The sequence below is a fragment of the Cutibacterium avidum 44067 genome (genome assembly GCF_000367205.1).
GTDB classification, from domain to species: domain Bacteria; phylum Actinomycetota; class Actinomycetes; order Propionibacteriales; family Propionibacteriaceae; genus Cutibacterium; species Cutibacterium avidum.
Window position 1 is genome coordinate 886,043 of sequence record NC_021064.1, and the last position, 23,462, is coordinate 909,504.

A 23,462-nucleotide genomic window follows, 5' to 3' on the forward strand; every position below is an offset into this window, starting at 1 on the left:
GTTCAGGCGGGTGCTGAGATCTGGATGGGTGTGGCTCAGGCGTTTGCCGGAACCTCACTGCCAACGCCGCGGTGACGGATCGGAACCGCGTTGATGGGCAGGTCAGCCGACTGGTACGAATCGACGGTGGTGTGGACCATGGGCTGTCCGTCGGCTCCCTCAGGGACGAAGCCGCCATCCTGAATCATCTGCAGGTCGGCAGCGCCGGCAGCGCCCTCACTGGTGAGGTAGTCGCCCAGGAAGATGGAGTTGACGACCTCGAGGGCCAGTGGCTGCATGGTACGGATGTGCTGCTCGCGTCCGGCGGCAGCTCGCACCTCGGCATCCGGATGGACGAAGCGGACCATGGCGAGACGCTTGAGGCACCACTGCGGGGTGATGTGCTGAGCGCCGCCGGCCAGTGGTGTCCCCTCGAAGGGGAGCAAGAAGTTCACGGGCACCGAGTCGACTCCGTGTTCACGCAGGTCGAAGATGACGTCGACGAATTCATCGTCGGTCTCGCCCATGCCAGCGATGACGCCAGAGCAGGGGGAGAGACCATTGCGCTTGAGGACCTCGACGGTGTCCATGCGGTCCTCGTAGGAGTGGGTAGTGCAGATCTCGTCGTAGTGGGAGCGAGCGGTGTTTGCGTTGTGGTTGTAGGCGTCGGCACCGGCCTCCTTGATGGAGGCGGCCTTCTCGTCGTCCACGAAGCCCAGACAGACGCAGACCTCGACGTCGGGATGGTCTGCCTTGAGGGAGCGCACCATGCCGTTGACGCGCTCAACGTCTCGCGTGGAGGGGCCATGTCCGGAGGCCACCATGCAGACGCGACGGGCCCCGCCGGCGATACCAGCTTCGACGGCCTCGTGCACCTTCTCGGGGTCGGCCCAGGAGTACTTCATGATCTCGGCACGAGACCCCAGGCGCTGCGAGCAGTATGAGCAGTCCTCGGGGCACAGGCCCGACTTGAGGTTGACCAGGTAATTGAGGCGCACCCGGTTGTCGAAGAAGTGGCGACGAATCTTTCCGGCAGCGGCGATAATCGACATGAGTTCTTCATCACTGCTGCGAAGGATCTCGAGAGCCTCCTCGCGGGTGATCGACTCCCCTCTCAGGCCGCGCTCGGTCATGTCGGCTAGATTCAGCAATGCTCTGGTCCTTCCGAGACTGGAGACGTCCTGAACACCGTTCAGGATTGAACGGGGTTCAATGTAGTCCATGAGGTTCGGTCGACGTGGGCCACCCCCGACAAAAAGTGTCATCGAGTTCGAGGAGTCACCGTGAGCCTGACCAAGGCGGACGTTGTCCGGGCAGGGGTTGAGATCCTCGACACCTATGGGCTTGGCGACCTCTCCATGCGTCGCCTCGCTGAACACCTCGGCGTCAAGGCTGGCGCTCTGTACTGGCATGTTGCCAACAAGCAGAGTCTGTTGGCGGCAGTGAGCGACGAGATCTTGGCAGTGGACGGAGGACCGACGTCCGTACCGGTTGCAGAGGCTGACCTCGCTGCAGGTATTGACGAGTGGGCCCGGTGTTTCCGAAGGACTCTGCTCGCCCACCGTGACGGAGCGGAACTGGTTGCCTCGACGATCTCGGTGGGGCTGGGAGAAGTTGATCCCATCGTGACGGTGCGGGAATTCCTGGCAGTTCATGGCGTTGATGCCGATAGAGCCGGGGGAGTTTCGCGTGCCATCGCCCATCTCGTCCTTGGCCACACCATGGAGGAGCAGACGCGTACCCAGTTGCATGATCTGGGCGTCATGGGGGAGGTCGATCTCGCCCGACAAGAGGCGGATTTCGACCTTGCGTTGGGAATCTTCATTGCGGGTATGGAGAGCGTCTTCTGAGTCGTGGTTGGACTCGGGCCGCTGTATTGATGCATACTTATGTGGTCTTTCGAAAATTTAGCAGACGGTTCAATGGTGCGTGATCAAGGAGGTTCCATGAGCGAGGGGCACTTGGCACCGACCTCACGCGCAGCGCGGCATGCCCGCATCCGCGCCCTGATTCAGGAGGGAAGGATTTCATCCCAAGCTGAGTTGGGCGAGATCCTGGCCTCGGAAGGTTTCGTCGCCTCTCAAGGTACCCTCTCCCGTGACCTCGTCGAGATCGGAGCCATCCGGGGGCGTGATCATGTCGGAAACCCGTGTTATTCAATTCCCGAGGGAGAGCACCCCTCGGATGTGACCACGGGCTCGCTGGCGTGGATCAAGCTGGCACGAATGACCAAGGAGCTGTGCACCGGGGTACGAAACAACGAGTACCTCGTGGTGCTCAAGACCCCACCAGGTGCTGCTCAGTACTACGGATCTGCCATCGACAAGGCGGGCCTGGACATCATCCTGGGGACGATCGCGGGGGACGACACCATTGCCTTGATGTGCGCCATGGGAGTTGACGCCGGAGAGTTGGCGGACGCCTTCTCCCAGATGGCCGTCACGGGTGTGCCTGCTGAGATCCTCTCGCGCCCGGTGCGTGCCTGAGCGAACTGTGGAGGATGGCTCTGTCGGTAGACTGACGCTGAATCGACCCCACGTGGGGTCTTGACGAGAGGAAGTTGACGTGTCGGATCTGTTGGACGACCTGGAGTGGAGAGGGCTTGTTGCCGATTCCACCGACCGTGAGGCATTGGAGGCTCACCTCGCCCAAGGGCCCGTCACCTTCTATGTGGGCTTCGACCCGACCGCGAAGAGTCTTCACATTGGTCACCTCGTCCAGTTGATGCTGGTACGAGCGCTGCAGGAACGCGGACACAAGCCGTTGCTCCTCGTCGGTGGGGCGACCGGCCTCATCGGCGATCCGAAGATGACCGGCGAGCGGCAGATGAATGATCGCGCGGTGGTCGCTGAGTGGGTTGAATCCATCAAGGCGCAGGTGAGCAAGTACGTCGACACCGAGGGGCCTAATGCTGCTCGGATCGTCAACAACTACGACTGGATGGTCGAGTACTCGGCTCTGGATCTCCTGCGTGACGTCGGTAAGTACTTTTCTGTCAACCGGATGCTTGCCCGCGACGTCGTGGCCCGACGTCTCGAGAGCGGCATCTCGTACACCGAGTTCAGCTATGTCCTGCTGCAGGCGCTCGACTTCTACGAGCTGCACAGGCGCTACGGCTGCACCTTGCAGACCGGTGCTCAGGATCAATGGGGGAACATCACAGCGGGTGCAGAATTCATCCGCAGGACGACCGGTCACGTCGTGCACGGTCTGGTGACCCCGCTGTTGACCAAGGCTGATGGCACCAAGTACGGCAAGACCGAGTCCGGAACGGTCTGGGTCGATCCGGAATTGACGAGCGCCTACGCCTTTCACCAGTTCTTCCTCAATGCAGAGGACGCGAAGGTCATCGAGTACCTCAAGATCTTCAGTCCGCGTTCGCGTGAGGAGATCGAGGAGTTGGCTCGCAAGACCGAGGAGGAGCCGTGGCGTCGTGTTGCTCAGCACTGCTTGGCCGACGACCTCACTGATCTTGTCCATGGTGTGGAGCAGCGTAAGGCTGCGCAGGCTGCTGCTCAGGCCATTTTCGGACGCGGTGAGTTGCGGGACCTCGACGAGAAGACGGTGGTCTCTCTGGCCGAGGAGGTCGGCGCAGCTCATCATGAGGGCGGGGAGTACCCGACGATCGTTGACGCTATGGTTGCGGCTGGGATCGTCGATACGAAGTCGGCCGCCAAACGAGCCATCATGGAGGGTGGTGCTTACGTCAATAATGTTAAGGTGACTGATCCTGACCAGTGTCTGACGGATGACGATTTCTTGTGTGGTCGCGTCGCTTTGGTGCGTCGTGGTAAGAGGACTGTTGGGGCCATTCTGCGGTGAGTCCTGGCGATTTTGGGGAGGTGCCCTTGGGGGTTTGCCTACTGGGGTTAGGGCATGTACTATTCTCTAATGCCTCCGGGGTTGGGACGCGGTGAGTGGTCCCGGACTGGATGGCCTGGTTCTCTGATGATCATCTGAAGTGCCATGGATACGGTGTGCCTGCAGTGAGTAGCCGCCTAAGTCCGGGTTGACGCCAGTGTGGTCAGTGGGTAGAATCAGCCGAGCTGCTGCAAGGTGGTTTAGGTCGGGGTGAGTTGTTTTCGGTATATCGGAAATGACGAGCTTCTGGCGCCAAGATGAATTCTTCGATTTGATTTGATGAATTCGGATTGGTAAAGTAGCAAAAGTCGCCGTGAGGCGATGGCTGATCTGGTAGGGCCTTCGGGTTCGACGGGGTGGGCTGGCTGAGTTTGACTTGGTGGGTTTTCTTCGGTAAGGTTGGTCGGGTGCCCCAAGGGTTGCCGGGAGGCGAACTGCGGGTTGCGTGTGATGCTTGAGAACTCAACAGTGTGTCTTTGATAGTCAATGATTTTTGATGCATTTATGGATGTGTCGGATTTGTTTATGAATTCCTTTGTGATTCTGGACATGGACTGATTTTTTTGGTCAGTGTTTGGGGTTAGTGTTTTGGATTCTCTTGTGACATCGTTTGCCTGCATTGTTGTGTGTGGGTGGGTGATATTTTTTCATTGGAGAGTTTGATCCTGGCTCAGGACGAACGCTGGCGGCGTGCTTAACACATGCAAGTCGAACGGAAAGGCCCCTTTGGGGGTACTCGAGTGGCGAACGGGTGAGTAACACGTGAGTAACCTGCCCTTGACTTCGGGATAACTTCAGGAAACTGGGGCTAATACCGGATAGGAATCCTTGCTGCATGGTGGGGGTTGGAAAGCTTCGGCGGTTTTGGATGGACTCGCGGCTTATCAGCTTGTTGGTGGGGTAGTGGCTTACCAAGGCTTTGACGGGTAGCCGGCCTGAGAGGGCGACCGGCCACATTGGGACTGAGATACGGCCCAGACTCCTACGGGAGGCAGCAGTGGGGAATATTGCACAATGGGCGGAAGCCTGATGCAGCAACGCCGCGTGCGGGATGACGGCCTTCGGGTTGTAAACCGCTTTCAGCAGGGGCGAAGCTTGTGGTGACGGTACCTGCAGAAGAAGCACCGGCTAACTACGTGCCAGCAGCCGCGGTGATACGTAGGGTGCGAGCGTTGTCCGGATTTATTGGGCGTAAAGAGCTCGTAGGTGGTTGATTGCGTCGGAAGTGAAAACTTGGGGCTTAACCCTGAGCGTGCTTTCGATACGGGTTGACTTGAGGAAGGTAGGGGAGAATGGAATTCCTGGTGGAGCGGTGGAATGCGCAGATATCAGGAGGAACACCAGTGGCGAAGGCGGTTCTCTGGACCTTTCCTGACGCTGAGGAGCGAAAGCGTGGGGAGCGAACAGGCTTAGATACCCTGGTAGTCCACGCTGTAAACGGTGGGTACTAGGTGTGGGGTCCATTCCACGGATTCCGTGCCGTAGCTAACGCATTAAGTACCCCGCCTGGGGAGTACGGCCGCAAGGCTAAAACTCAAAGGAATTGACGGGGCCCCGCACAAGCGGCGGAGCATGCGGATTAATTCGATGCAACGCGAAGAACCTTACCTGGGTTTGACATGGACTGGGAGTGCTCAGAGATGGGTATGCCTCCTTGTGGGGCTGGTTCACAGGTGGTGCATGGCTGTCGTCAGCTCGTGTCGTGAGATGTTGGGTTAAGTCCCGCAACGAGCGCAACCCTCGTTCACTGTTGCCAGCACGTTATGGTGGGGACTCAGTGGAGACCGCCGGGGTCAACTCGGAGGAAGGTGGGGATGACGTCAAGTCATCATGCCCCTTATGTCCAGGGCTTCACGCATGCTACAATGGCCGGTACAAAGAGTTGCGAGCCTGTGAGGGTGAGCGAATCTCGGAAAGCCGGTCTCAGTTCGGATTGGGGTCTGCAACTCGACCCCATGAAGTCGGAGTCGCTAGTAATCGCAGATCAGCAACGCTGCGGTGAATACGTTCCCGGGGCTTGTACACACCGCCCGTCAAGTCATGAAAGTCGGTAACACCCGAAGCCGGTGGCCTAACCTGTGTGGGGGAGCCGTCGAAGGTGGGACTGGTAATTAGGACTAAGTCGTAACAAGGTAGCCGTACCGGAAGGTGCGGCTGGATCACCTCCTTTCTAAGGAGCAAGTTTTGGTTGTGGCATTGTTCGAGTCGTCCCGTGTGGGGTGATGGTAATGGTGTCGTGCTTCTTGTGGAACATTGGCGTCCTGTTGTTGTGATGGGGTTGGGGGCATGCTGTTGGGGTTCTGGGGTATCACACTGTGTGTGGTGGCCTGGTGCGGTGATGCGTCATCTGTCTGTTGTGGACGGTGGTGTGTTGATTCGTGTGGTGGTTGAGAACTGTATAGTGGATGCGAGCATCTTAATTTTTTGTGTCTTGTGCGTTGTGCAAGTTGTTAAGTGCGATCGGTGGATGCCTTGGCACCAAGAGCCGATGAAGGACGTTGTAACCTGCGATAAGCCCTGGGGAGTTGGTAAACGAGCTGTGATCCGGGGGTGTCCGAATGGGGAAACCTGGAATGTCCGGAGTAGTGTCCGGTGACCCTGCCCTGAATGTATAGGGGTGTGGGAGGTAACGCGGGGAAGTGAAACATCTTAGTACCCGTAGGAAGAGAAAACAACCGTGATTCCGTGAGTAGTGGCGAGCGAAAGTGGATGAGGCTAAACCGTGTGTGTGTTCAAGCCGGCAGGTGTTGCATGTGCGGGGTTGTGGGGGCCTTTTGGTTCTGCTGCCGCAGGATTGGCCAGTGATAAATGTTGCGTGAAGGTGAAGCGTCTGGGAAGGCGTACCGGAGTGGGTGAGAGTCCCGTAACTGTAAGCGTGGCACTGGTGAGGGTTGCCCCAAGTAGCGTGGAACTCGTGGAATTTCGCGTGAATCTGGCGGGACCACCCGTCAAGCCTAAATACTCCTTGGTGACCGATAGTGGATTAGTACCGTGAGGGAATGGTGAAAAGTACCCCGGGAGGGGAGTGAAATAGTACCTGAAACCGGTCGCATACAAGCCGTCAGAGCCTTGTGGGGTGATGGCGTGCCTTTTGAAGAATGAGCCTGCGAGTTAGTGATGCGTGGCGAGGTTAACCTGTGTGGGGGAGTCGTAGCGAAAGCGAGTCTGATAAGGGCGTGAGTCGCGTGTTCTAGACCCGAAGCGGTGTGATCTATCCATGGCCAGGATGAAGCGTCGGTAAGACGTCGTGGAGGTCCGAACCCACTTCAGTTGAAAATGGAGGGGATGAGCTGTGGATAGGGGTGAAAGGCCAATCAAACACCGTGATAGCTGGTTCTCCCCGAAATGCATTTAGGTGCAGCGTTGCGTGGTTCTTGTCGGAGGTAGAGCACTGGATGGTCTAGGGGGCCTATCAGCTTACCGAAATCAGCCAAACTCCGAATGCCGGCAAGTGGAGCGTGGCAGTGAGACGGCGGGGGATAAGCTTCGTCGTCGAGAGGGAAACAGCCCAGATCATCAGCTAAGGCCCCTAAGTGGTAGCTCAGTGGAAAAGGATGTGGAGTTGCGCAGACAGCCAGGAGGTTGGCTTGGAAGCAGCCATCCTTGAAAGAGTGCGTAATAGCTCACTGGTCAAGTGATTCCGCGCCGACAATGTAGCGGGGCTTAAGTTATCCGCCGAAGCTGTGGCAAACCCGTTTTGCGGGTTTGGGTAGGGGAGCGTCCTGTGTGAGGTGAAGCTGCCGGGTGACCGTGTGGTGGATTGTGCGGGAGTGAGAATGCAGGCATGAGTAGCGAATGACGGGTGAAAAACCCGTCCGCCGATTATCCAAGGGTTCCAGGGTCAAGTTAATCTGCCCTGGGTGAGTCGGGGCCTAAGGCGAGGCCGACAGGCGTAGTCGATGGATAACCAGTTGATATTCTGGTACCGGCTTGTCACCGTCCGTGTCGAGGTGTGTGATGCTAAGCGTGCGAGCCTGCCATTGTGATGTCTTTGATGTTGTGGTGGTGTGGTGAGTGTGTGAACCGATCATGTAGTAGGCAAGCTGCGGAGGGACGCAGGGAGGTAGCTCATCCCCGGCGATGGTTGTCCGGGGCTAAATGTGTGGACCGTCTGGTAGGTAAATCCGCTGGGCATATGGTTGAGGCATGATGGCGAGCCCACGTGTGTGGGTGAGTGAGTGATCCTGTACTGTCGAGAAAATCTTCGTGAGCGAGGTGGCTGGTCCGCCCGTACCCTAAACCGACACTGGTGGATAGGTAGAGTATACCGAGGCGATCGAGATCATCATGGTGAAGGAACTCGGCAAAATGCCCCCGTAACTTCGGGATAAGGGGGACCTGAACTGTCAAGGCCTGTACGGCTGGTAGCAGTGAGGGGCGCAGAGACCAGGGGGAAACGACTGTTTACCAAAAACACAGGTCCGTGCGAAGTCGTAAGACGATGTATACGGACTGACTCCTGCCCGGTGCTGGAAGGTTAAGGGGAACTGTTAGCGTTGGCGAAGCGGTGAACTTAAGCCCCAGTAAACGGCGGTGGTAACTATAACCATCCTAAGGTAGCGAAATTCCTTGTCGGGTAAGTTCCGACCTGCACGAATGGAGTAACGATTTCCCTACTGTCTCCACCATGAACTCGGTGAAATTGCAGTACGAGTAAAGATGCTCGTTACGCGCAGCAGGACGGAAAGACCCCGGGACCTTTACTATAGTTTGGTATTGGTGATTGGGACGACTTGTGTAGGATAGGTGGGAGACTGTGAAGTGGCCACGCTAGTGGTTGTGGAGTCATTGTTGAAATACCACTCTGGTCGTTCTGGTTATCTAACTTTGGGCCGTGATCCGGTTCAGGGACAGTGCCTGATGGGTAGTTTGACTGGGGCGGTCGCCTCCTAAAAGGTAACGGAGGCGCCCAAAGGTTCCCTCATCCTGGTTGGTAATCAGGTGTTGAGTGTAAGTGCACAAGGGGGCTTGACTGTGAGACTGACAGGTCGAGCAGGGACGAAAGTCGGGACTAGTGATCTGACGGTGGCTTGTGGACGCGCCGTCACTCAACGGATAAAAGGTACCCCGGGGATAACAGGCTGATCTTGCCCGAGCGCTCATAGCGACGGCATGGTTTGGCACCTCGATGTCGGCTCGTCGCATCCTGGGGCTGGAGTCGGTCCCAAGGGTTGGGCTGTTCGCCCATTAAAGCGGCACGCGAGCTGGGTTCAGAACGTCGTGAGACAGTTCGGTCCCTATCCGCTGCGCGCGGAGGAATCTTGAGAAGGGCTGTCCTTAGTACGAGAGGACCGGGACGGACTGACCTCTGGTGTGCCAGTTGTTCTGCCAAGGGCATGGCTGGTTGGCTACGTCGGGTTGTGATAACCGCTGAAAGCATCTAAGCGGGAAGCACGCTTCAAGATGAGGGTTCCTGCAGATGAATCTGGTAAGGTCTCCGGTAGACGACCGGGTTGATAGGCCAGGCGTGGACGCATCGTAAGGTGTGGAGCTGACTGGTACTAATAGACCGAGGACTTACACAACATTCGCACGCGTACACAAAAGCGTTTTCGTATTGACTCGCATCCACTATATGGCTCCCAACCCCCACCCGAGGAGCACAACATACAGGCCTTCACAGGCCCCCCATATTTTCCGGTGGCCATAGCGGAAGGGAAACACCCGGTCCCATACCGAACCCGGTAGTTAAGCCTTCCAGCGCCGATGGTACTGCACGAGGGATCGTGTGGGAGAGTAGGACGCTGCCGGAATTATATTTTTGTGTGTGCGTGTGGAGACGAGGTTGATCCTTGTCTCCACACGCTTTTTTACACCCGCACACCCGACAGCCGGCGGGGGTGACACCAATCAACCCCCCGGCCCCGTGCCGTCTACCCACAACCACCCACACCAACGAAAACATGAACTTATACCAACGAGTACTTGAATGGGTGCCGATATCATCCCTCCCATTCTTGGCCTCACTATATGGTTATTCTGGGTCCGAGGTCACGGGCGGTATCGCGACATGAAAACAATGACGTGGATAAATCATGCGCCCGCTTAGTCAGATGGACTGTTATTGGCGCTTTCGCTCAGCGCTGCGCTCTGGCAAGAAAGAGCGGGAACTCCACAAGTCGTCCCTCCCGTTCTCGCTTGATAGTCAAGGGAACCGACCATGTCATCTGGCTGAACCCAGCCTTCATACACAACCCCCTCATCGTGGTCTCGGTGAATCCGTCGTGGTAATGACGAGGATCGTCGGCGTCGCGCGCCGGTGAGTGGTGGACGTGGAAGGTACGTCCTTCCTTTTCAGTGAGGTCGATGGCGATGAAGGATCCGTCAGGTTTCAGCATGGTGTGTACAGATCCAAACAACATCGACACGTCCTCGACGTGGTGGAGAACCATGTGAGCAATGACGAGGTCGTACCTGCCGTCGTCGAGGCTAGTTGTGGGATCTGAATAGTCACGATCGAGAACTCTCCATCCCCGGTCGGATGTTCGCTTCGCCGCTACCTTGCGCATGCCCTCACTGGTGTCGGTCAAGGTAAAGGTCCAGGTAGCAGGAGTTGCCAATGCAGCGATCTCAGTGGCGAGCTGGCCGGTTCCCGCTCCGATCTCAAGGACGTCAAGGTCGGGGCTTGGCTGTTGCCCACCTGGGCACATCGTCTCGACGATCGCACGAGCGACTCGCTTTGCCTGTTTCTGCCTGTGGGGGTCGATCTCCCAATCCCGGGCGTGTGTGTCGAATTGGTTCACGTCAATCGATCCTAGAGGGGCAGCATCCACCTGTGGCATCACGGTGAGAAACACGGGCGACGCCGTCGTTCTTGCCTCCGGCCCTAAGGCGAATGCGCTGTCATTCCACGGTGTCGTACTGACATCCAATCGCGCCGGTGAGGTCATCGTGAAGGCGGAACCGGTGCAGGGAAAGTTTTGTGCGCGTCCAGAAGAGGCTGCGCTAGCGAAGACAACGCCGACTGGCTTCCGTCTCGGTTCGCCATGAGGGCCGAGTGTGCGGGACAATGGGAGACATGGCAGATTCTTCCTCCCCCAACAACGGTCGCTCCAGCGGAGACCGACGAGGCCAGGGCCGCAATGGATGGTCCGGCAAGTCGGGCGGACGCGGCGGTTGGAACTCGAAGTCGAATGGTCGTGGCGGGGGTCGCCGTGACCGTCGATCCTGGTCGGACGACGGCGATCGTCGCGGTGATCGCAGGCAGGGACACGGGGGAGACGGCGGTCGTCACTGGGACGAGGATCGCAAGCCCCGTCGCGACGGTGGCTCGGGGCGTTCCTGGCGAGATGATCGCAGGCCGCGTCGGGGCGACCAGGACCGGGACGACCGCTGGAATGACCGTGATGATCGTCGCCGCAATGACCGGCGTTGGGAGGATCGCCGTGATGATCGGCATGACGAGGGTGACAACCGACGTCATGAAGGCCATGGCCGTGGCGATCGTCACTGGGACAAGAACGGTCGCAAGGACTTCCGCAAGACGGACCGCAAGAACTTCCGTCATGACCATCGGGATGATCGTCGCAATGATCACCGGCATGACCATCATGGTGACGATGCTTCGCTCGAGGAGAAGGTGACCCAGGCCCCTGACGAGCCGATGGCACCGCTGGACTTCGACGAGAAGGCCCTGCCCGCCTCGGTACGGGCGGAACTGCGTGGTGTTCCTGCTGACACCGCCCATATCATCGAGGGCCATCTGGTTGCTGCAGCCGAGCTCCTTGACGAGGACCCGGCCCGGGCCAACGCCCACGCTCAGGCTGCGCGTCGACGCGCGCCGCGTCTGCCCGTGCTGCGAGAGGTGGCCGCAGAAGCGGCTTACCAGGCCGGTGAGTACGCCTCGGCCCTGAACGACTACCGGGCCCTTCGGCGCATGACCGGTAATGACAACTTTCTGCCGGTGATGGCTGACTGCGAGCGTGCTCTCGGTCGCCCCCAAGCGGCGCTTCGACTCATCCGCGAAGGCCAGCAGACCGACCTCAGTCCTGCTCAGCAGGTCGAACTGGTGCTCGTCCAAGCTGGTGCCCGTCGTGATCTCGACCAGAAGGCCGAGGCTGTGCGCCTGCTGCGCGACGCCGTCAAGAACCTTAAGGCACCGACCGAGGCAACGGCCCGCCTTCACTACGCCTACGCCGAAATTCTGCTCGAGGATGGAGACACGGCCGGGGCCCGCAAGTGGTTCGTCTCCGCCCAGAGTCACGATCCAGCCAATTTCCTGGATTGTCAGGACCGGATCGACATCATCGATGGTCGGGAGCCGAGCAGGAATCCTGACGACGACGCGGACGACATGGTTTTCATCGAGATGGACGAGGACGACGAGGAGACGAATCAGTGAGCGGCGCCCTCATTGACGGACATGACGCAGCCCTCTTCGACCTGGACGGAGTCGTTTACCTGGGACCCCATCCAGTACCTGCTGCCCCGGACACGATTGCGGAACTGCGTCGTCGAGGGGTGAAGGTTGGTTTCGTCACCAACAATGCGGCCCGGTCCGCTGAGGTAGTTGCCCAGCATTTGACCGACATCGGTATCCCCACGGAGGCCAGTGACGTCGTCACCTCAGCTCAGGCCATCACCGATCTTGCCGCCGAACAGCTGTCTGCAGGGGCCAAGGTGCTCATCATCGGTACCGAGTCGCTGCGTGTGGAGGCGCGATCTCGCGGGCTCGTGACGGTGGAATCGGCGCAGGATGATCCGGTGGCGGTCATCCAGGGTTACGACCCGCACATTGACTGGTCGTTGTTGGAGGAGGCTGGGTTTGCCCTGCAGGCTGGAGCCAAGTGGTACGCGGCCAACCCGGACATCACCCGTCCCACCGATCGTGGCATCGTCCCCGGCATCGGCGCCCAGCTCCAGGTCGTCGCGACGACGTGTGACGCCAAGCCGGTCATCGCTGGCAAGCCCTACCGTCCGCTGCTGGAGGCCACCGTTTCGCGTCTCGGGTGCAAGGCGCCGATCTTCGTGGGGGACCGGCTGGACACCGACATTCGTGGTGCCAACGCCATGAAGATGGACTCCTTGTTCGTCTTCACCGGGGCTCACGGCGTCGCTGATCTGCTGGCTGCAACACCCGAGGACCGACCGCGGAACATCGCTGTGGACCTGTCGGGCCTGCTGGAGCCTGCACGGACGGTTGAGATGTCGGACGCCCACGCTCGCTGTGGTGAGGCGGAGGTCTCACTGACGACTGACCGCGAGATCCGCGCTGACATGGTTCCCGGCGACGTCTCCGGACAGCTCGATGCCGTGACCGCCATGATGACTCTCGTCCACGAGTCCGATGCGACAGTTCCGGAGAAGCCTGAGGAGTCTTTCGACAAGCTCTACTGAACAGTGTTCAATTGGTTGTGACGGCCGCTCATCTCGTGCGGCCGCACGATCTCTTCATGGGAGAAACCCAATGTCATCACGCAGAGGATTCCAGGCCACCGACCTGGCACTCGTCGCCGTCTTCGCTGCCCTCATCGCAGTGCTCGCGGTCATTCCGCCGATCTTCATGGTGGGGGCAGTGCCCTTTGCCCTGCAGATGATTGCCGTCATGCTGACGCCGATGGTGCTTGGCAGCGTCCGCGGCGGATGCGCCATTGGTCTGTACATCCTCGTCGGTGTCCTGGGGCTTCCGGTCTTCAGCGGCGGTGCCAGTGGTGTCGGTGTTCTCGTCGGCCCGACCGGTGGATTCCTGTGGGGTTGGTTGCTGGGAGCATTCGTCGCCGGCGCAGTGGCGACTGTGGTTCTATGTCGACGCCCGCGCAAGTCAATGCTGCCGGTCTGGCTCTTTCTCGTCGCACTCGTGGACCTGGTGTGCGTCTACCTCGGCGGCATCCTCGGGCTGATGGCCTTCGCGAAGCTCAGCCTGAATGCAGCACTGGCTGCCAATATCGCCTTCGTCGGACTCGACCTAGTCAAGGGGATCTTGGCCTGTCTCATCGCCACAGCGGTGCTGACGGCCTTCCCGCGTCTCATGCCGTGATTGAGTTCAAGGATGTCGGCGTCGACGTCGACGAGTATGACGTCGAGGGTCATCACCGACGGGTGACCATCCTCAGCGGGGTCAATGTCACTGTGCCTGAGCGTCGGGTGGCGGTGGTCGGCCCCAACGGAGCGGGCAAGTCAACCCTGCTCAAACTCGTCAACGGGCTCATGGCGGCCACCAGCGGCACCGTCACCGTCGACGGAATTGATCCCAAGTTCGACGGCAAGGCGGCGAGACGGCGGGTGGGGTACATCTTCACCAGCCCCATGAGCCAGCTCGTCATGTCGACCCCCGTTGCTGACGTCGAGCTGTCCTTGCGCCAGCGCATCCGCAATCGTACGGAGCGTCACGATGCTGCCTTGAAGATCCTTGCCGACCAGGGGTTGGAGGCCATCGCTGGCCGCAGCGTCCACGCCCTGTCCGGGGGAGAGCGTCAGTTGGTCTCCCTGGCGAGCGTCCTCGCCGTGGAGCCGTCAGTCATCCTCGCCGACGAACCGACGACCTTGCTCGACCTGCGTAACCGAGAAATGGTCCGGCACGCCTTTGAACGCCTGGATCAGCAGATCCTGTGTTGCACCCATGACCTGGAGCTGGCGGCCTCCTTCGATCGGGTGCTGGCTGTCGAGGACGGCAGGGTCGTCGATGACGGGGACCCTGCCAAAGTCATTGCCGGGTACCGCCGACGGATGATGACCGAGGAGCTGTCCCGATGAAGGCTGACATCTCGGCCTTCCTCGGGGGTTACCGTCCTGGTCACAGCCTGGCCCACCGGATGCCGGTGTGGTCGAAGTACCTTCTCGTGTTGGTCGTAGGTGTCACCCCGTTCTTCGTCAAGCAATGGTGGTTCTCGTCGGGCTGCCTGATCATGGCCGTCGGCATCGACCTGGTCGTGGCAAGGATGCCCGTCCGCACTGCGCTGTCAATCGGCGTGCCATTGTGGATCGCGAACGTCCTCATCCTGGCCTATCACTGCTTCTTCACCACCTGGCAGCGAGGAGTGATCTATGTGGCAGGCCTGCTCGCCTGCCTCTACATCGCTCGGCTCGTCACGTGCACCACGGATCCTGGCGCTCTCATGGACGCCATCGTCGCGATGGTGGGTCCGTTGCGTCCGCTGGGAGCCAAACCTGAGAAGTTCGCCCTCACCTTGGCCTTGATGTGGACCACAATTCCTTATCTCATCGGATCAGTCGGGCAGGTGAGGGAAGCCGCCAGGGCGAGGGGACTGAGACACTCCAGCTGGAGATTCCTCATTCCGATGTTCGTGGGCGCAGTGGGCCATGCCCTGGAGATGGGGGAGGCCCTCAAGGCCCGTGGGCTTGGTGACGATGAGTGACCTCTTCAGCGCGTCGCATGTTCAGGTTGTGGAACGAAAAGCTCACAAATTGGGAACAATCTGCTGAAACCGTGGGGGGACTGCACATCCTTGATGCATGGGTGTGTCAACTATTCGTTCAGAGCAGTAGCCATTCGTCGCTTTGGGAGCCCCAATGACGGCGCTTGCTGTATCACCCCTGGTGCGGCGGGTCACCGAGAGGTGGCAGGCTGTCCCCGTGAGACTTGACCAGGCCCTCGTCGACGCCGAACTGGCGCGTTCACGCACCCTGGCCACCCGGTTGGTGCGTGAAGGACGGGTGACCGTCAACGGGGTGGTCGTCACCAAGCCCGCGGCGAAGGTTGGCCCCTCGGACGACCTAGTGGCGGAGGAAGAGGTGTGGGTCTCCCGGGCGTCCCACAAACTCATCGGGGCGCTGGACGTTCTCGATGTCGAGGTGCCCGCCCGGGTGCTTGACGCCGGAGCATCCACCGGTGGGTTCACCCAAGTCGTCCTGGCGAGGGGAGCTCAACTCGTTCACGCCGTCGACGTCGGCCATGACCAGCTCTCCCCGGTGCTGCGCGAGGACCCACGGGTCATTGTTCACGAAGGCCTCAACCTGCGTGACCTCACGCCTGCCGACCTGGCCACTGACGATCACTTCGAGCCGGTCGACCTGGTGGTCGGCGACGTCTCCTTCATCTCCTTGACGATGATCCTGGAACCGATCTCGGCCGTCCTGAGCCCAGAAGGCCTCATGTTGTTACTGGTCAAGCCACAATTCGAGGTCGGGCGCAAGGCCCTTGGTGCCCACGGGGTCGTCACCGACCCGCAGCTGCGCGCTCAAGCCGTCGCAACCGTCATCGCCAAGGCTGAAGAACTGGGTTGGTCAGTGCGCGACGAGTGCGACAGCCCCTTGCCCGGACAGGACGGAAACGTTGAGCACTTCGTCCTGCTGGAACGGTCTGGTCGGTGAAAGCGGGCCGGACAGGTCACACCGGGCCGCTACTGTGGTGACGTGAACGACACGAGCCCTTCCAGATACGTTGTCGTCGTCACCCATGCCACTCGTGACGACGCCTTTGACGCGGCCGCCGAGTTCATCGCCGAGATGGATAGCAGGAATATTGGCTGCGCCGTTCCCGACGATCAGGTTGAACCGATGACGGAGAAGCTGCCCGGAATTCGGGTTCAGGCTCTCGGAGAGTTCACCCACGAGGCTGAGGTCGTCGTCGTCTTCGGCGGTGACGGTACGATCCTGAGGGCGGCGGAGTGGTCCCTCCCTCGGCACGTCCCCATGATCGGCGTCAACCTGGGACATGTCGGATTCCTGGCCGAATTGGAACGCTCCGACATGGCTGACCTGGTTAATAAGGTCTGTTCGCGCGAATACACCGTTGAGGACCGGCTGGTCCTCAGGATCGCCGTCACCGAGCATTCCGGTCAGCATCGCTGGAATTCGTTTGCCGTCAATGAGCTGTCCTTGGAGAAAGCAGCTCGACGCCGCATGCTCGACGTGCTGGCATCCGTCGACGAATTGCCCGTGCAGCGCTGGAGTTGTGATGGGATCCTCGTCTCCACCCCGACCGGCTCCACCGCCTATGCCTTCTCCGCCGGCGGCCCAGTCATGTGGCCCGATCTCGATGCCATGCTCATGGTGCCGCTCAGCGCCCATGCTCTTTTCGCTCGTCCCCTTGTTATGAGCCCAGCCGCTCGCGTCGACCTCGACATCCAGCCAGATGGTTCGGAATCCGCGGTGCTGTGGTGTGACGGACGCCGCTCCTGCACGGTGCGACCGGGGGAGAGGATCACCGTCGTGCGTCATCCCGATCGTTTGCGCATTGCCCGCCTGGCCGCACAACCCTTCACCTCCCGTCTGGTCAAGAAATTTGAGCTTCCGGTCAGTGGGTGGCGCCAGGGGCGCGGACGTAATCATCCGGGGGAGAGCTCGTGATTCGCAGTGTCCGGATTTGCGGGCTGGGTGTCATTGACGAGACTGTCTTCGAGCCTTCTCCCGCGTTGACAGCGGTGACCGGCGAGACGGGTGCCGGCAAGACGATGGTCGTCACCGGCATCGGCCTGCTGCTGGGGGACAAGGCCGACACCGGACTGGTTCGCCATGGTCGCGACCGAGCCGTCGTCGAGGCCGTTCTCGATGTTCCTGACGCTGATCGCATCAATGACCTGGGCGGAACCGTTGAGGACGGTGAGGTCATCTGCGCCCGACACATCACGACGCGTCGCTCCCGGGCTTTGCTGGGAGGGGCCCAGGTCGCCGCGAACCAGTTGGCGGAGGTCGTCGGGGAGCAGGTGACGATCCACGGACAGTCCGAGCAGGTTCGCCTCGTGGATGCATCGCGTCAGCTCGATGTCGTGGACCGTGCCGCTGGTAAGGAACTGGCCGCGCAGTTGGAGCGTCACTCCCAGTTGTGGATGCAATTTCGCACCGCTTCCCAGCGTCTCCACCGCCTCAATGAGGATCGTGCCGGGGCCGAGATGGAGCGCGAGGTGCTGTCCCGACGGGTGGGGGAGGTCGATGCCGTCGATCCACAGCCCCATGAGGACGACGACCTCATCGCGGAGATGGCGGGGCTCCAAGCAGCTCAGTCGATTCGAGAATCGCTGCGCAGGGCCGATGTCCTCCTCAACGGTCTGGAGACGTCCACCGGGCCTCAACCGGGAACGCTGGCCCTCCTGGAACAGGCCGTTCACGAGCTCGACGGCACCGGGGACGTCGATCCTGGGGCTGCCGAACTGGCTGAGCGCGCTCGCCAGATGTCGTACGACCTGACCGACCTGGCCGCATCAGTGGCCGGCCATGCCGCCCGCGCCGAGTCCGATCCGCAGCGTCTCGAGGAACTGGGGGGACGGCTGGCGGCGATTCAGCGCTTGTTGAGGGCCCGCACGACGACCCTTGACGATCTGCTGGAGACCACCGCCGCGGATCGACACCGTCTTGCCGAGCTCGATCCCGCTGCCAATGATCTCGACGCACTGGGACGTGAGGTGGAGCAGTTGCGTTCCCAATTGCGGGAATCGGCCGACCGCATCAGCGCTGTGCGACGCCGGACCGCCGTCCGGTTGGCTGCCGAGGTGAAGCCGGAGTTGGCTGCCCTGGCCATGCCACACGCCCGGCTGGAGTTTCGCGTCGAACCGGCTCCCATGGGGCCGCGAGGTGCCGATGCCGTGACGATCATGCTGGCGGCCAACCCAGGTGCGGATCCGGCGCCGCTGTCCAAGGCGGCCTCAGGTGGCGAATTGTCGCGAGTGAGGCTGGCCCTCGAGGTCGTCGCGGCACAGACTCAGTCCCCACAGACCTTCGTCTTTGACGAGATCGACTCCGGTGTCGGAGGTGCGGTCGGGATCGAGATCGGGCGGCGACTGCGTCAACTGGCACGTCGTCACCAAGTCGTCGTCGTCACCCACCTGGCCCAGGTCGCCGCCTTCGCCGACACCCATGTCGTCATCACGAAGGCTTCTGACGGAGCCGTCACCAGCTCTGGTCTGAGAGAGGTCGGCGGTTCCGAGCGTGAGATCGAGTTGTCCCGGATGATGAGCGGCATGGTCGACTCGGAGTCTGGTCTGGAGCACGCTCATGACCTGTTGCACGAGGTTGCAGGACAGGACTGACAGGCTGCGCCGGTTGTCCGCCAGCCGGGCCGTCTTGGCCGAGACCTTGGGCCATCCGTTAGGCTGGAGGTCCGTGGGCACCGACAATCACTCCAGCAAGCACGTTTTCGTCACCGGAGGAGTCGTCTCCTCCTTGGGAAAGGGGCTCACGGCCTCCTCCCTCGGGTCTCTTCTCAAGGCTCGTGGCCTCAAGGTCACGATGCAGAAGCTGGACCCCTATCTCAACGTCGATCCGGGAACGATGAACCCGTTCCAGCATGGTGAGGTCTTCGTCACCGAGGACGGTGCCGAGACCGACTTGGACATCGGCCACTACGAGCGATTCCTCAATGAGAACCTGTCTGGCCAGGCCAACGTCACCACCGGCAAGGTCTACTCGGCCGTGATCGCCAAGGAGCGTCGTGGTGATTACCTGGGCGACACGGTTCAGGTCATTCCTCACATCACCAACGAGATCAAGGAACGCATGTTGGCGATGGAGGAGGGCAACCCCGACGTCGTCATCCATGAGATCGGCGGCACCGTGGGTGACATCGAGTCCCTGCCCTTCCTCGAGGCTGCCCGTCAGGTTCGTCACGAGATCGGCCGGGAGAACGTCTTCTTCCTGCACGTCTCCCTGGTTCCCTACATCAAGCCGTCCGGTGAGATGAAGACCAAGCCCACCCAGCACTCCGTGGCAGCCTTGCGGGAGGTTGGTATCCAGCCCGACGCCATCGTCTGCCGCTCCGAGCGCCCGCTGGGCAAGGGCATCAAGTCGAAGATCGCCCTCATGTGTGACGTCGAGGGGCCGGCCGTCGTGTCCTGTCCGGATGCTCCGTCGATCTACCTCATTCCCAAGGTCCTGCACCGCGAGGGCTTGGACGCCTACGTCGTGCAGAAACTCAGCCTGTTCTTCCGCGACGTCGACTGGACGACCTGGGAAGACCTGCTCGACCGAGTCCGCAAGCCGCGCAACGAGGTGACGGTGGCCCTGGTCGGCAAGTACATCGACCTGCCGGACGCCTACCTGTCGGTGACGGAGGCCTTGCGTGCCGGAGGATTTGCCAACAAGGCCAAGGCCAACGTGGTGTGGGTGGCCTCGGACTCCTGCGTGACCCCTGAGGGCGCTGCACAGCAGCTCAAGGACGCTGACGCCATTTGCGTCCCAGGCGGATTCGGTATCCGTGGGGTCGAGGGCAAGATCGGTGCCATTCGCTACGCCCGCGAGCACAAGGTGCCCTTCCTGGGCCTGTGCCTGGGCATGCAGTGCGCGGTTATCGAGGTCGCCCGAGACCTGGCCGGTATCGAGAACGCTGCCTCCAGTGAGTTCGACCCACAGACCACCGACCCGGTCATCGCGACGATGGCCGAGCAGGTCGACGCCGTCTCCGGCAAGGGAGATCTGGGCGGCACCATGCGCCTGGGGGCCTACCCCGCCAAGCTCGCCAAGGATTCCCTGGTGGCCGAGCTCTATGGCACGACGACGGTCTCCGAGCGTCACCGGCACCGCTACGAGGTCAACAACGCCTACCGAGATCGCCTCGAGCAGGCAGGTCTGAGGATCAGCGGCACCTCTCCTGACGGCGGTCTGGCGGAGTTCGTGGAGCTCGACCGCGAGGCTCATCCGTACTTCGTCGCCACTCAGGCCCATCCGGAGCTCAAGTCCCGCCCGACGCACGCCCACCCGCTGTTCCGTGGGCTCGTCGCCGCTGCTGTCGAGCATGCCAAGGCTGCTGCCAAGGAAGCCCCCAAGGAGACAGCCAAGAAGGAGGCCGACAAGTGAGCCAGGAGCGCTGGGACCGCGACGAGTGCTGGCAGGTCGTTGACCACCAGGTGAAGGCTACCGGTCGGGTGTGCAACTTCGTCGATGACGCTGTCGTCACCCCGTCCGGGGAGCACATCAATCGTCAGTACATGAGCCATCCCGGCGCGGTGGGCATCATCGCCCTCGATGACCAGGACCGCGTCGCGGTGGTGAGGCAGTACCGTCATCCGGTGCGCATGGTTCTCGTCGAGCCGCCTGCCGGTCTGCTCGACGTCGACGGCGAGGACTTCCTGATGGCAGCTCAGCGGGAGCTGGCCGAGGAGGCCATGCTCGCTGCCGATGACTGGCGCGTCCTCGTCGACATCGTCACCACCCCGGGTGGATGCCAGGAATCCTTGCGGATCTACCTGGCTCGTGGGCTTCACGAGGCGCCTCGTCCCGAAGGTTTCGTGTTGGAGGGCGAGGAAGTGTCGATGAAGGCTGGTTGGGAGCCGCTGGACGACCTCGTCGAGGCGATCTACGCCGGTCAGTGTCAGTCACCGACCCTGGTGACCGGGGTCATGGCCCTTGAACTGGCTCGTCGCACTGGCCGGATCGACCAGCTGCGTCCTGCCGATTCGCCGTGGCCGATTCGTGAGCGTCCCGGTGGCATCAACGGAGCCCTTGCCGAGTGAGGTCGACCGTCGGTGAGCAGGCCGAGGACTACCTGCGTCACCTTGTCGTGGAGCGAGGGTTGTCCGACAACACGGTTCAGGCTTACCGACGCGACCTTGCGCGCTATCAGGACTTCCTCGACTCGCGCGGGATCCGGTCCCTCCCGGAGGTCACCCGCGTCGACGTCGAGGAATTCCGCCGCCATCTCGACGACCTGGGACTGGCCCCGGCATCGGTCACCCGATCTGTGGTTGCGGTGCGCAATCTCCATCGGTTTGCCGCAGGTGCCGGGCAGACTCCGACAGATGTGACGGCTGGCATCTCTCCGGGAACTCGCTCCCGTCGACTCCCCAAGGCCCTGTCCATGGATCAGGTCGAGGCGCTGCTGGCGGCACCTGACACGGAGACCGTGGAAGGCCTGCGCGACGTGGCGTTGCTGGAATTGCTCTACGGCACAGGTGCGCGTGTCTCGGAGGTCTGCGCCCTTGACGTCGATGACATTCGTCCCGTCCTGGACGATCCAGAACTCGGCTTGAGGCTTGTCGGCAAGGGAGACAAGGAACGCATCGTCCCGCTGGGGAACTATGCCGCGAAGGCGGTGAACGCATGGCTGGTGCGAGGACGTCCCTCCTGGGCCGGGGCGGGACATGGCGACCACGCCCTGCTCCTCAACACTCGCGGACGGAGGTTGTCCCGGCAGTCAGCGTGGGCCGTCATTCGTCGCGCAGGTCAAGCCGCGGGTCTGGATGTCGAGCACCTGTCACCGCACAGCTTGCGTCATTCCTACGCCACCCACTTGCTCGACGGCGGGGCCGATGTCCGAGTGGTGCAGGAACTCCTGGGGCATTCCTCGGTGACGACGACACAGATCTACACCTTGGTGACGGCCGACCATCTCAGGGAGGTGTACCGGTCCTCTCACCCCCGAGCCCTCTGAGGCCAGTCTCGAGGATGGGGTGAGGTTGTCGGGTTCGCCCACTATCGTTGGTGCGAGCATGGATTGTTGTCGTGACGTCGAGAGGAAGGTCACCACGTGTCCGAGACTGACCCCGAACCGCTGTTCCGCGTCCCCGGGCCGGGCCGAGAGGCCCAGGAGGCTGCCGAGAACTCCGTTGGTCCGACCGGACGCGCGCTTCCCGACCTTCCCGAGCCGACGCCGGTTCCCGACGGTCCGAAGCATGCCACCGTCATCTCGATGTGCAACCAGAAGGGTGGAGTCGGCAAGACGACGACGACCATCAACCTGGGTGCTGGGCTGGCCGAATATGGCCGCAAGGTGTTGCTCGTCGACTTCGATCCGCAGGGATCCCTGTCGGTGGGTCTGGGAGTCAATCCACACACCCTGGAGAAATCGATCTACACCCTCTTGATGTCCCGGCGCGACGACGTTCATGACGTCATCCAGCCCACCGAGACCGAGGGCATGGATCTGTTACCGGCCAACATCGACCTTTCGGCGGCGGAGGTGCAGCTCGTCAGCGAGGTGGCCCGTGAGCAGACCCTCAAGCGGGTCATCGACCGTGTCCGTGGCGAGTACGACATGATCCTCATCGACTGCGCCCCATCGCTGGGTCTGCTCACCATCAACGCCTTGACGGCTTCTGACTACGTCATCATGCCGCTGGAATGTGAGTTCTTCGCCCTGCGCGGTATCGCTCTGCTCACCGACACCATCGAGAAGGTGCAGGATCGCCTCAACCCGGATCTGGAAATCCTCGGTATCCTCGGCACGATGTTCGACCCGCGTACCCTGCATGCTCGGGAAGTCATGGAGCGCGTCGTCCAGGCCTTTGGCGAGGTCGTCTTCCACACCGTCATCAAGCGCACCATCAAGTTCCCCGAGACAACGGTCGCGGGGGAGCCGATCACCAGCTACGCCTCCTCGTCACCGGGCGCTCAGGCTTATCGTGATCTGGCCAAGGAGGTTCTGGCCCGATGCCGCGTCGAGTGAGCCTGCCGGGAGCCAACGAGCTCTTCCGGCCCACCGCTGGCAACCACGAACCGGAACGTGCGAAGGCCCCTAAGAATACGCAGGCGAAAACTGCCAAAGCGTCCCCGTCGAGCGCATCGGGAAGGAAACGAGCTGGTAGCGGGCGGGTCCGCCATGATGAGAAGATCACCGTCTATGTCTCCACCGAGGAACTCATTGCTCTGGAGACCGCCAGGTTGGCCCTGCGATCCCAGGGAATCAACGCCGATCGTGGCCGTATCGTGCGCGCATCGGTAGCCATGGCCCTGGCCGATCTGGAGGAGAACGGTCAGGACTCCCGACTAGCCCGTCTCCTCACCACTGACTGAAC

18 protein-coding genes and 3 rRNA genes are annotated in these 23,462 nt (G+C 61.2%); 19 read left to right on the top strand and 2 right to left on the bottom strand.

Going from position 1 to position 23,462, the window contains the following annotated elements:
- Nucleotides 1–35 precede the first annotated feature (35 nt).
- The gene (bioB, locus tag PALO_RS04070; RefSeq protein ID WP_004808515.1) at nucleotides 36–1,202 is read right to left on the bottom strand and encodes a biotin synthase BioB; all 1,167 of its coding nucleotides are present in this window, start codon (nucleotides 1,200–1,202) and stop codon (nucleotides 36–38) included.
- Between the two features lie 60 nt (nucleotides 1,203–1,262).
- On the opposite strand from bioB, the gene PALO_RS04075 reads away from it, so the two are divergent.
- The 6 genes from PALO_RS04075 (at nucleotide 1,263) to rrf (ending at nucleotide 9,593) form a co-directional block, all read left to right on the top strand.
- Nucleotides 1,263–1,829 (top strand): TetR family transcriptional regulator, encoded by a 567-nt coding sequence (locus tag PALO_RS04075; protein ID WP_004808513.1) that lies wholly within the window; start codon nucleotides 1,263–1,265, stop codon nucleotides 1,827–1,829.
- A gap of 96 nt (nucleotides 1,830–1,925) precedes the next feature.
- Complete coding sequence (locus PALO_RS04080) at nucleotides 1,926–2,465, top strand: arginine repressor (RefSeq protein WP_015582523.1); 540 nt, start codon at nucleotides 1,926–1,928, stop codon at nucleotides 2,463–2,465.
- Between the two features lie 79 nt (nucleotides 2,466–2,544).
- The gene (gene tyrS / locus PALO_RS04085; protein ID WP_015582524.1) at nucleotides 2,545–3,801 is read left to right on the top strand and encodes a tyrosine--tRNA ligase; all 1,257 of its coding nucleotides are present in this window, start codon (nucleotides 2,545–2,547) and stop codon (nucleotides 3,799–3,801) included.
- 686 nt (nucleotides 3,802–4,487) lie between these two features.
- Nucleotides 4,488–6,010, top strand: a 16S ribosomal RNA gene (locus PALO_RS04090).
- A gap of 270 nt (nucleotides 6,011–6,280) precedes the next feature.
- Nucleotides 6,281–9,365, top strand: a 23S ribosomal RNA gene (locus PALO_RS04095).
- A gap of 111 nt (nucleotides 9,366–9,476) precedes the next feature.
- Nucleotides 9,477–9,593: ribosomal RNA gene (gene rrf, locus PALO_RS04100) — 5S ribosomal RNA — on the top strand.
- Together the 16S, 23S and 5S rRNA genes form the textbook arrangement of a ribosomal RNA operon.
- Nucleotides 9,594–9,917: 324 nt before the next feature.
- Here the strand turns inward: rrf and PALO_RS04105 are convergent.
- Complete coding sequence (locus PALO_RS04105) at nucleotides 9,918–10,583, bottom strand: class I SAM-dependent methyltransferase (protein ID WP_023033460.1); 666 nt, start codon at nucleotides 10,581–10,583, stop codon at nucleotides 9,918–9,920.
- A 266-nt stretch (nucleotides 10,584–10,849) separates the two neighbouring features.
- On the opposite strand from PALO_RS04105, the gene PALO_RS12475 reads away from it, so the two are divergent.
- The 13 genes from PALO_RS12475 to PALO_RS04170 all read left to right on the top strand — a co-directional run bounded on the left by PALO_RS12475 (nucleotide 10,850) and on the right by PALO_RS04170 (nucleotide 23,460).
- Nucleotides 10,850–12,181, top strand: a complete 1,332-nt coding sequence (locus tag PALO_RS12475) for a hypothetical protein (RefSeq protein ID WP_015582526.1) — start codon at nucleotides 10,850–10,852, stop codon at nucleotides 12,179–12,181.
- Nucleotides 12,178–13,176 carry an HAD-IIA family hydrolase gene (locus PALO_RS04115; RefSeq protein WP_015582527.1) on the top strand — a complete coding sequence of 333 codons (999 nt, stop codon included), beginning with the start codon at nucleotides 12,178–12,180 and terminating at the stop codon, nucleotides 13,174–13,176. The genes PALO_RS12475 and PALO_RS04115 overlap by 4 nt, the downstream gene beginning before the upstream one ends.
- 70 nt (nucleotides 13,177–13,246) lie before the next feature.
- On the top strand, nucleotides 13,247–13,816 hold the full coding sequence (locus PALO_RS04120) for a biotin transporter BioY (RefSeq protein ID WP_015582528.1): 570 nt from the start codon (nucleotides 13,247–13,249) through the stop codon (nucleotides 13,814–13,816).
- Nucleotides 13,813–14,532 (top strand): energy-coupling factor ABC transporter ATP-binding protein, encoded by a 720-nt coding sequence (locus tag PALO_RS04125; protein WP_015582529.1) that lies wholly within the window; start codon nucleotides 13,813–13,815, stop codon nucleotides 14,530–14,532. The genes PALO_RS04120 and PALO_RS04125 overlap by 4 nt, the downstream gene beginning before the upstream one ends.
- Nucleotides 14,529–15,155: an energy-coupling factor transporter transmembrane component T family protein gene (locus PALO_RS04130; protein WP_004810919.1), complete on the top strand. Its 627-nt coding sequence runs from the start codon at nucleotides 14,529–14,531 to the stop codon at nucleotides 15,153–15,155. Before PALO_RS04125 ends, PALO_RS04130 begins: the two co-directional genes overlap by 4 nt.
- Nucleotides 15,156–15,372: 217 nt before the next feature.
- Nucleotides 15,373–16,110, top strand: coding sequence for a TlyA family RNA methyltransferase (locus tag PALO_RS04135; RefSeq protein WP_015582530.1), 738 nt, complete (start codon nucleotides 15,373–15,375; stop codon nucleotides 16,108–16,110).
- 42 nt (nucleotides 16,111–16,152) lie between these two features.
- Nucleotides 16,153–17,088 carry an NAD kinase gene (locus PALO_RS04140; protein WP_015582531.1) on the top strand — a complete coding sequence of 312 codons (936 nt, stop codon included), beginning with the start codon at nucleotides 16,153–16,155 and terminating at the stop codon, nucleotides 17,086–17,088.
- Nucleotides 17,085–18,764 (top strand): DNA repair protein RecN, encoded by a 1,680-nt coding sequence (recN, locus tag PALO_RS04145; protein ID WP_015582532.1) that lies wholly within the window; start codon nucleotides 17,085–17,087, stop codon nucleotides 18,762–18,764. The genes PALO_RS04140 and recN overlap by 4 nt, the downstream gene beginning before the upstream one ends.
- A 73-nt stretch (nucleotides 18,765–18,837) precedes the next feature.
- Nucleotides 18,838–20,526: a CTP synthase gene (locus tag PALO_RS04150; protein WP_015582533.1), complete on the top strand. Its 1,689-nt coding sequence runs from the start codon at nucleotides 18,838–18,840 to the stop codon at nucleotides 20,524–20,526.
- On the top strand, nucleotides 20,523–21,182 hold the full coding sequence (locus PALO_RS04155) for an NUDIX domain-containing protein (RefSeq protein WP_015582534.1): 660 nt from the start codon (nucleotides 20,523–20,525) through the stop codon (nucleotides 21,180–21,182). Before PALO_RS04150 ends, PALO_RS04155 begins: the two co-directional genes overlap by 4 nt.
- The gene (locus PALO_RS04160; RefSeq protein ID WP_015582535.1) at nucleotides 21,179–22,099 is read left to right on the top strand and encodes a site-specific tyrosine recombinase XerD; all 921 of its coding nucleotides are present in this window, start codon (nucleotides 21,179–21,181) and stop codon (nucleotides 22,097–22,099) included. The genes PALO_RS04155 and PALO_RS04160 overlap by 4 nt, the downstream gene beginning before the upstream one ends.
- 96 nt (nucleotides 22,100–22,195) lie before the next feature.
- Nucleotides 22,196–23,113 (top strand): ParA family protein, encoded by a 918-nt coding sequence (locus tag PALO_RS04165; protein ID WP_015582536.1) that lies wholly within the window; start codon nucleotides 22,196–22,198, stop codon nucleotides 23,111–23,113.
- Nucleotides 23,098–23,460, top strand: coding sequence for a hypothetical protein (locus PALO_RS04170; protein ID WP_004810935.1), 363 nt, complete (start codon nucleotides 23,098–23,100; stop codon nucleotides 23,458–23,460). Before PALO_RS04165 ends, PALO_RS04170 begins: the two co-directional genes overlap by 16 nt.
- Nucleotides 23,461–23,462: the final 2 nt, after the last annotated feature.

Excerpts from the sequence above, each read along its gene's own strand:
- bioB (WP_004808515.1), bottom strand. The coding sequence starts at position 1,202 with ATGGACTACATTGAACCCCGTTCAATCCTGAACGGTGTTCAGGACGTC.
- PALO_RS04080 (WP_015582523.1), top strand. The coding sequence starts at position 1,926 with ATGAGCGAGGGGCACTTGGCACCGACCTCACGCGCAGCGCGGCATGCC.
- PALO_RS12475 (WP_015582526.1), top strand. The coding sequence starts at position 10,850 with ATGGGAGACATGGCAGATTCTTCCTCCCCCAACAACGGTCGCTCCAGC.
- PALO_RS04120 (WP_015582528.1), top strand. The coding sequence starts at position 13,247 with ATGTCATCACGCAGAGGATTCCAGGCCACCGACCTGGCACTCGTCGCC.
- PALO_RS04130 (WP_004810919.1), top strand. The coding sequence starts at position 14,529 with ATGAAGGCTGACATCTCGGCCTTCCTCGGGGGTTACCGTCCTGGTCAC.
- PALO_RS04170 (WP_004810935.1), top strand. The coding sequence starts at position 23,098 with ATGCCGCGTCGAGTGAGCCTGCCGGGAGCCAACGAGCTCTTCCGGCCC.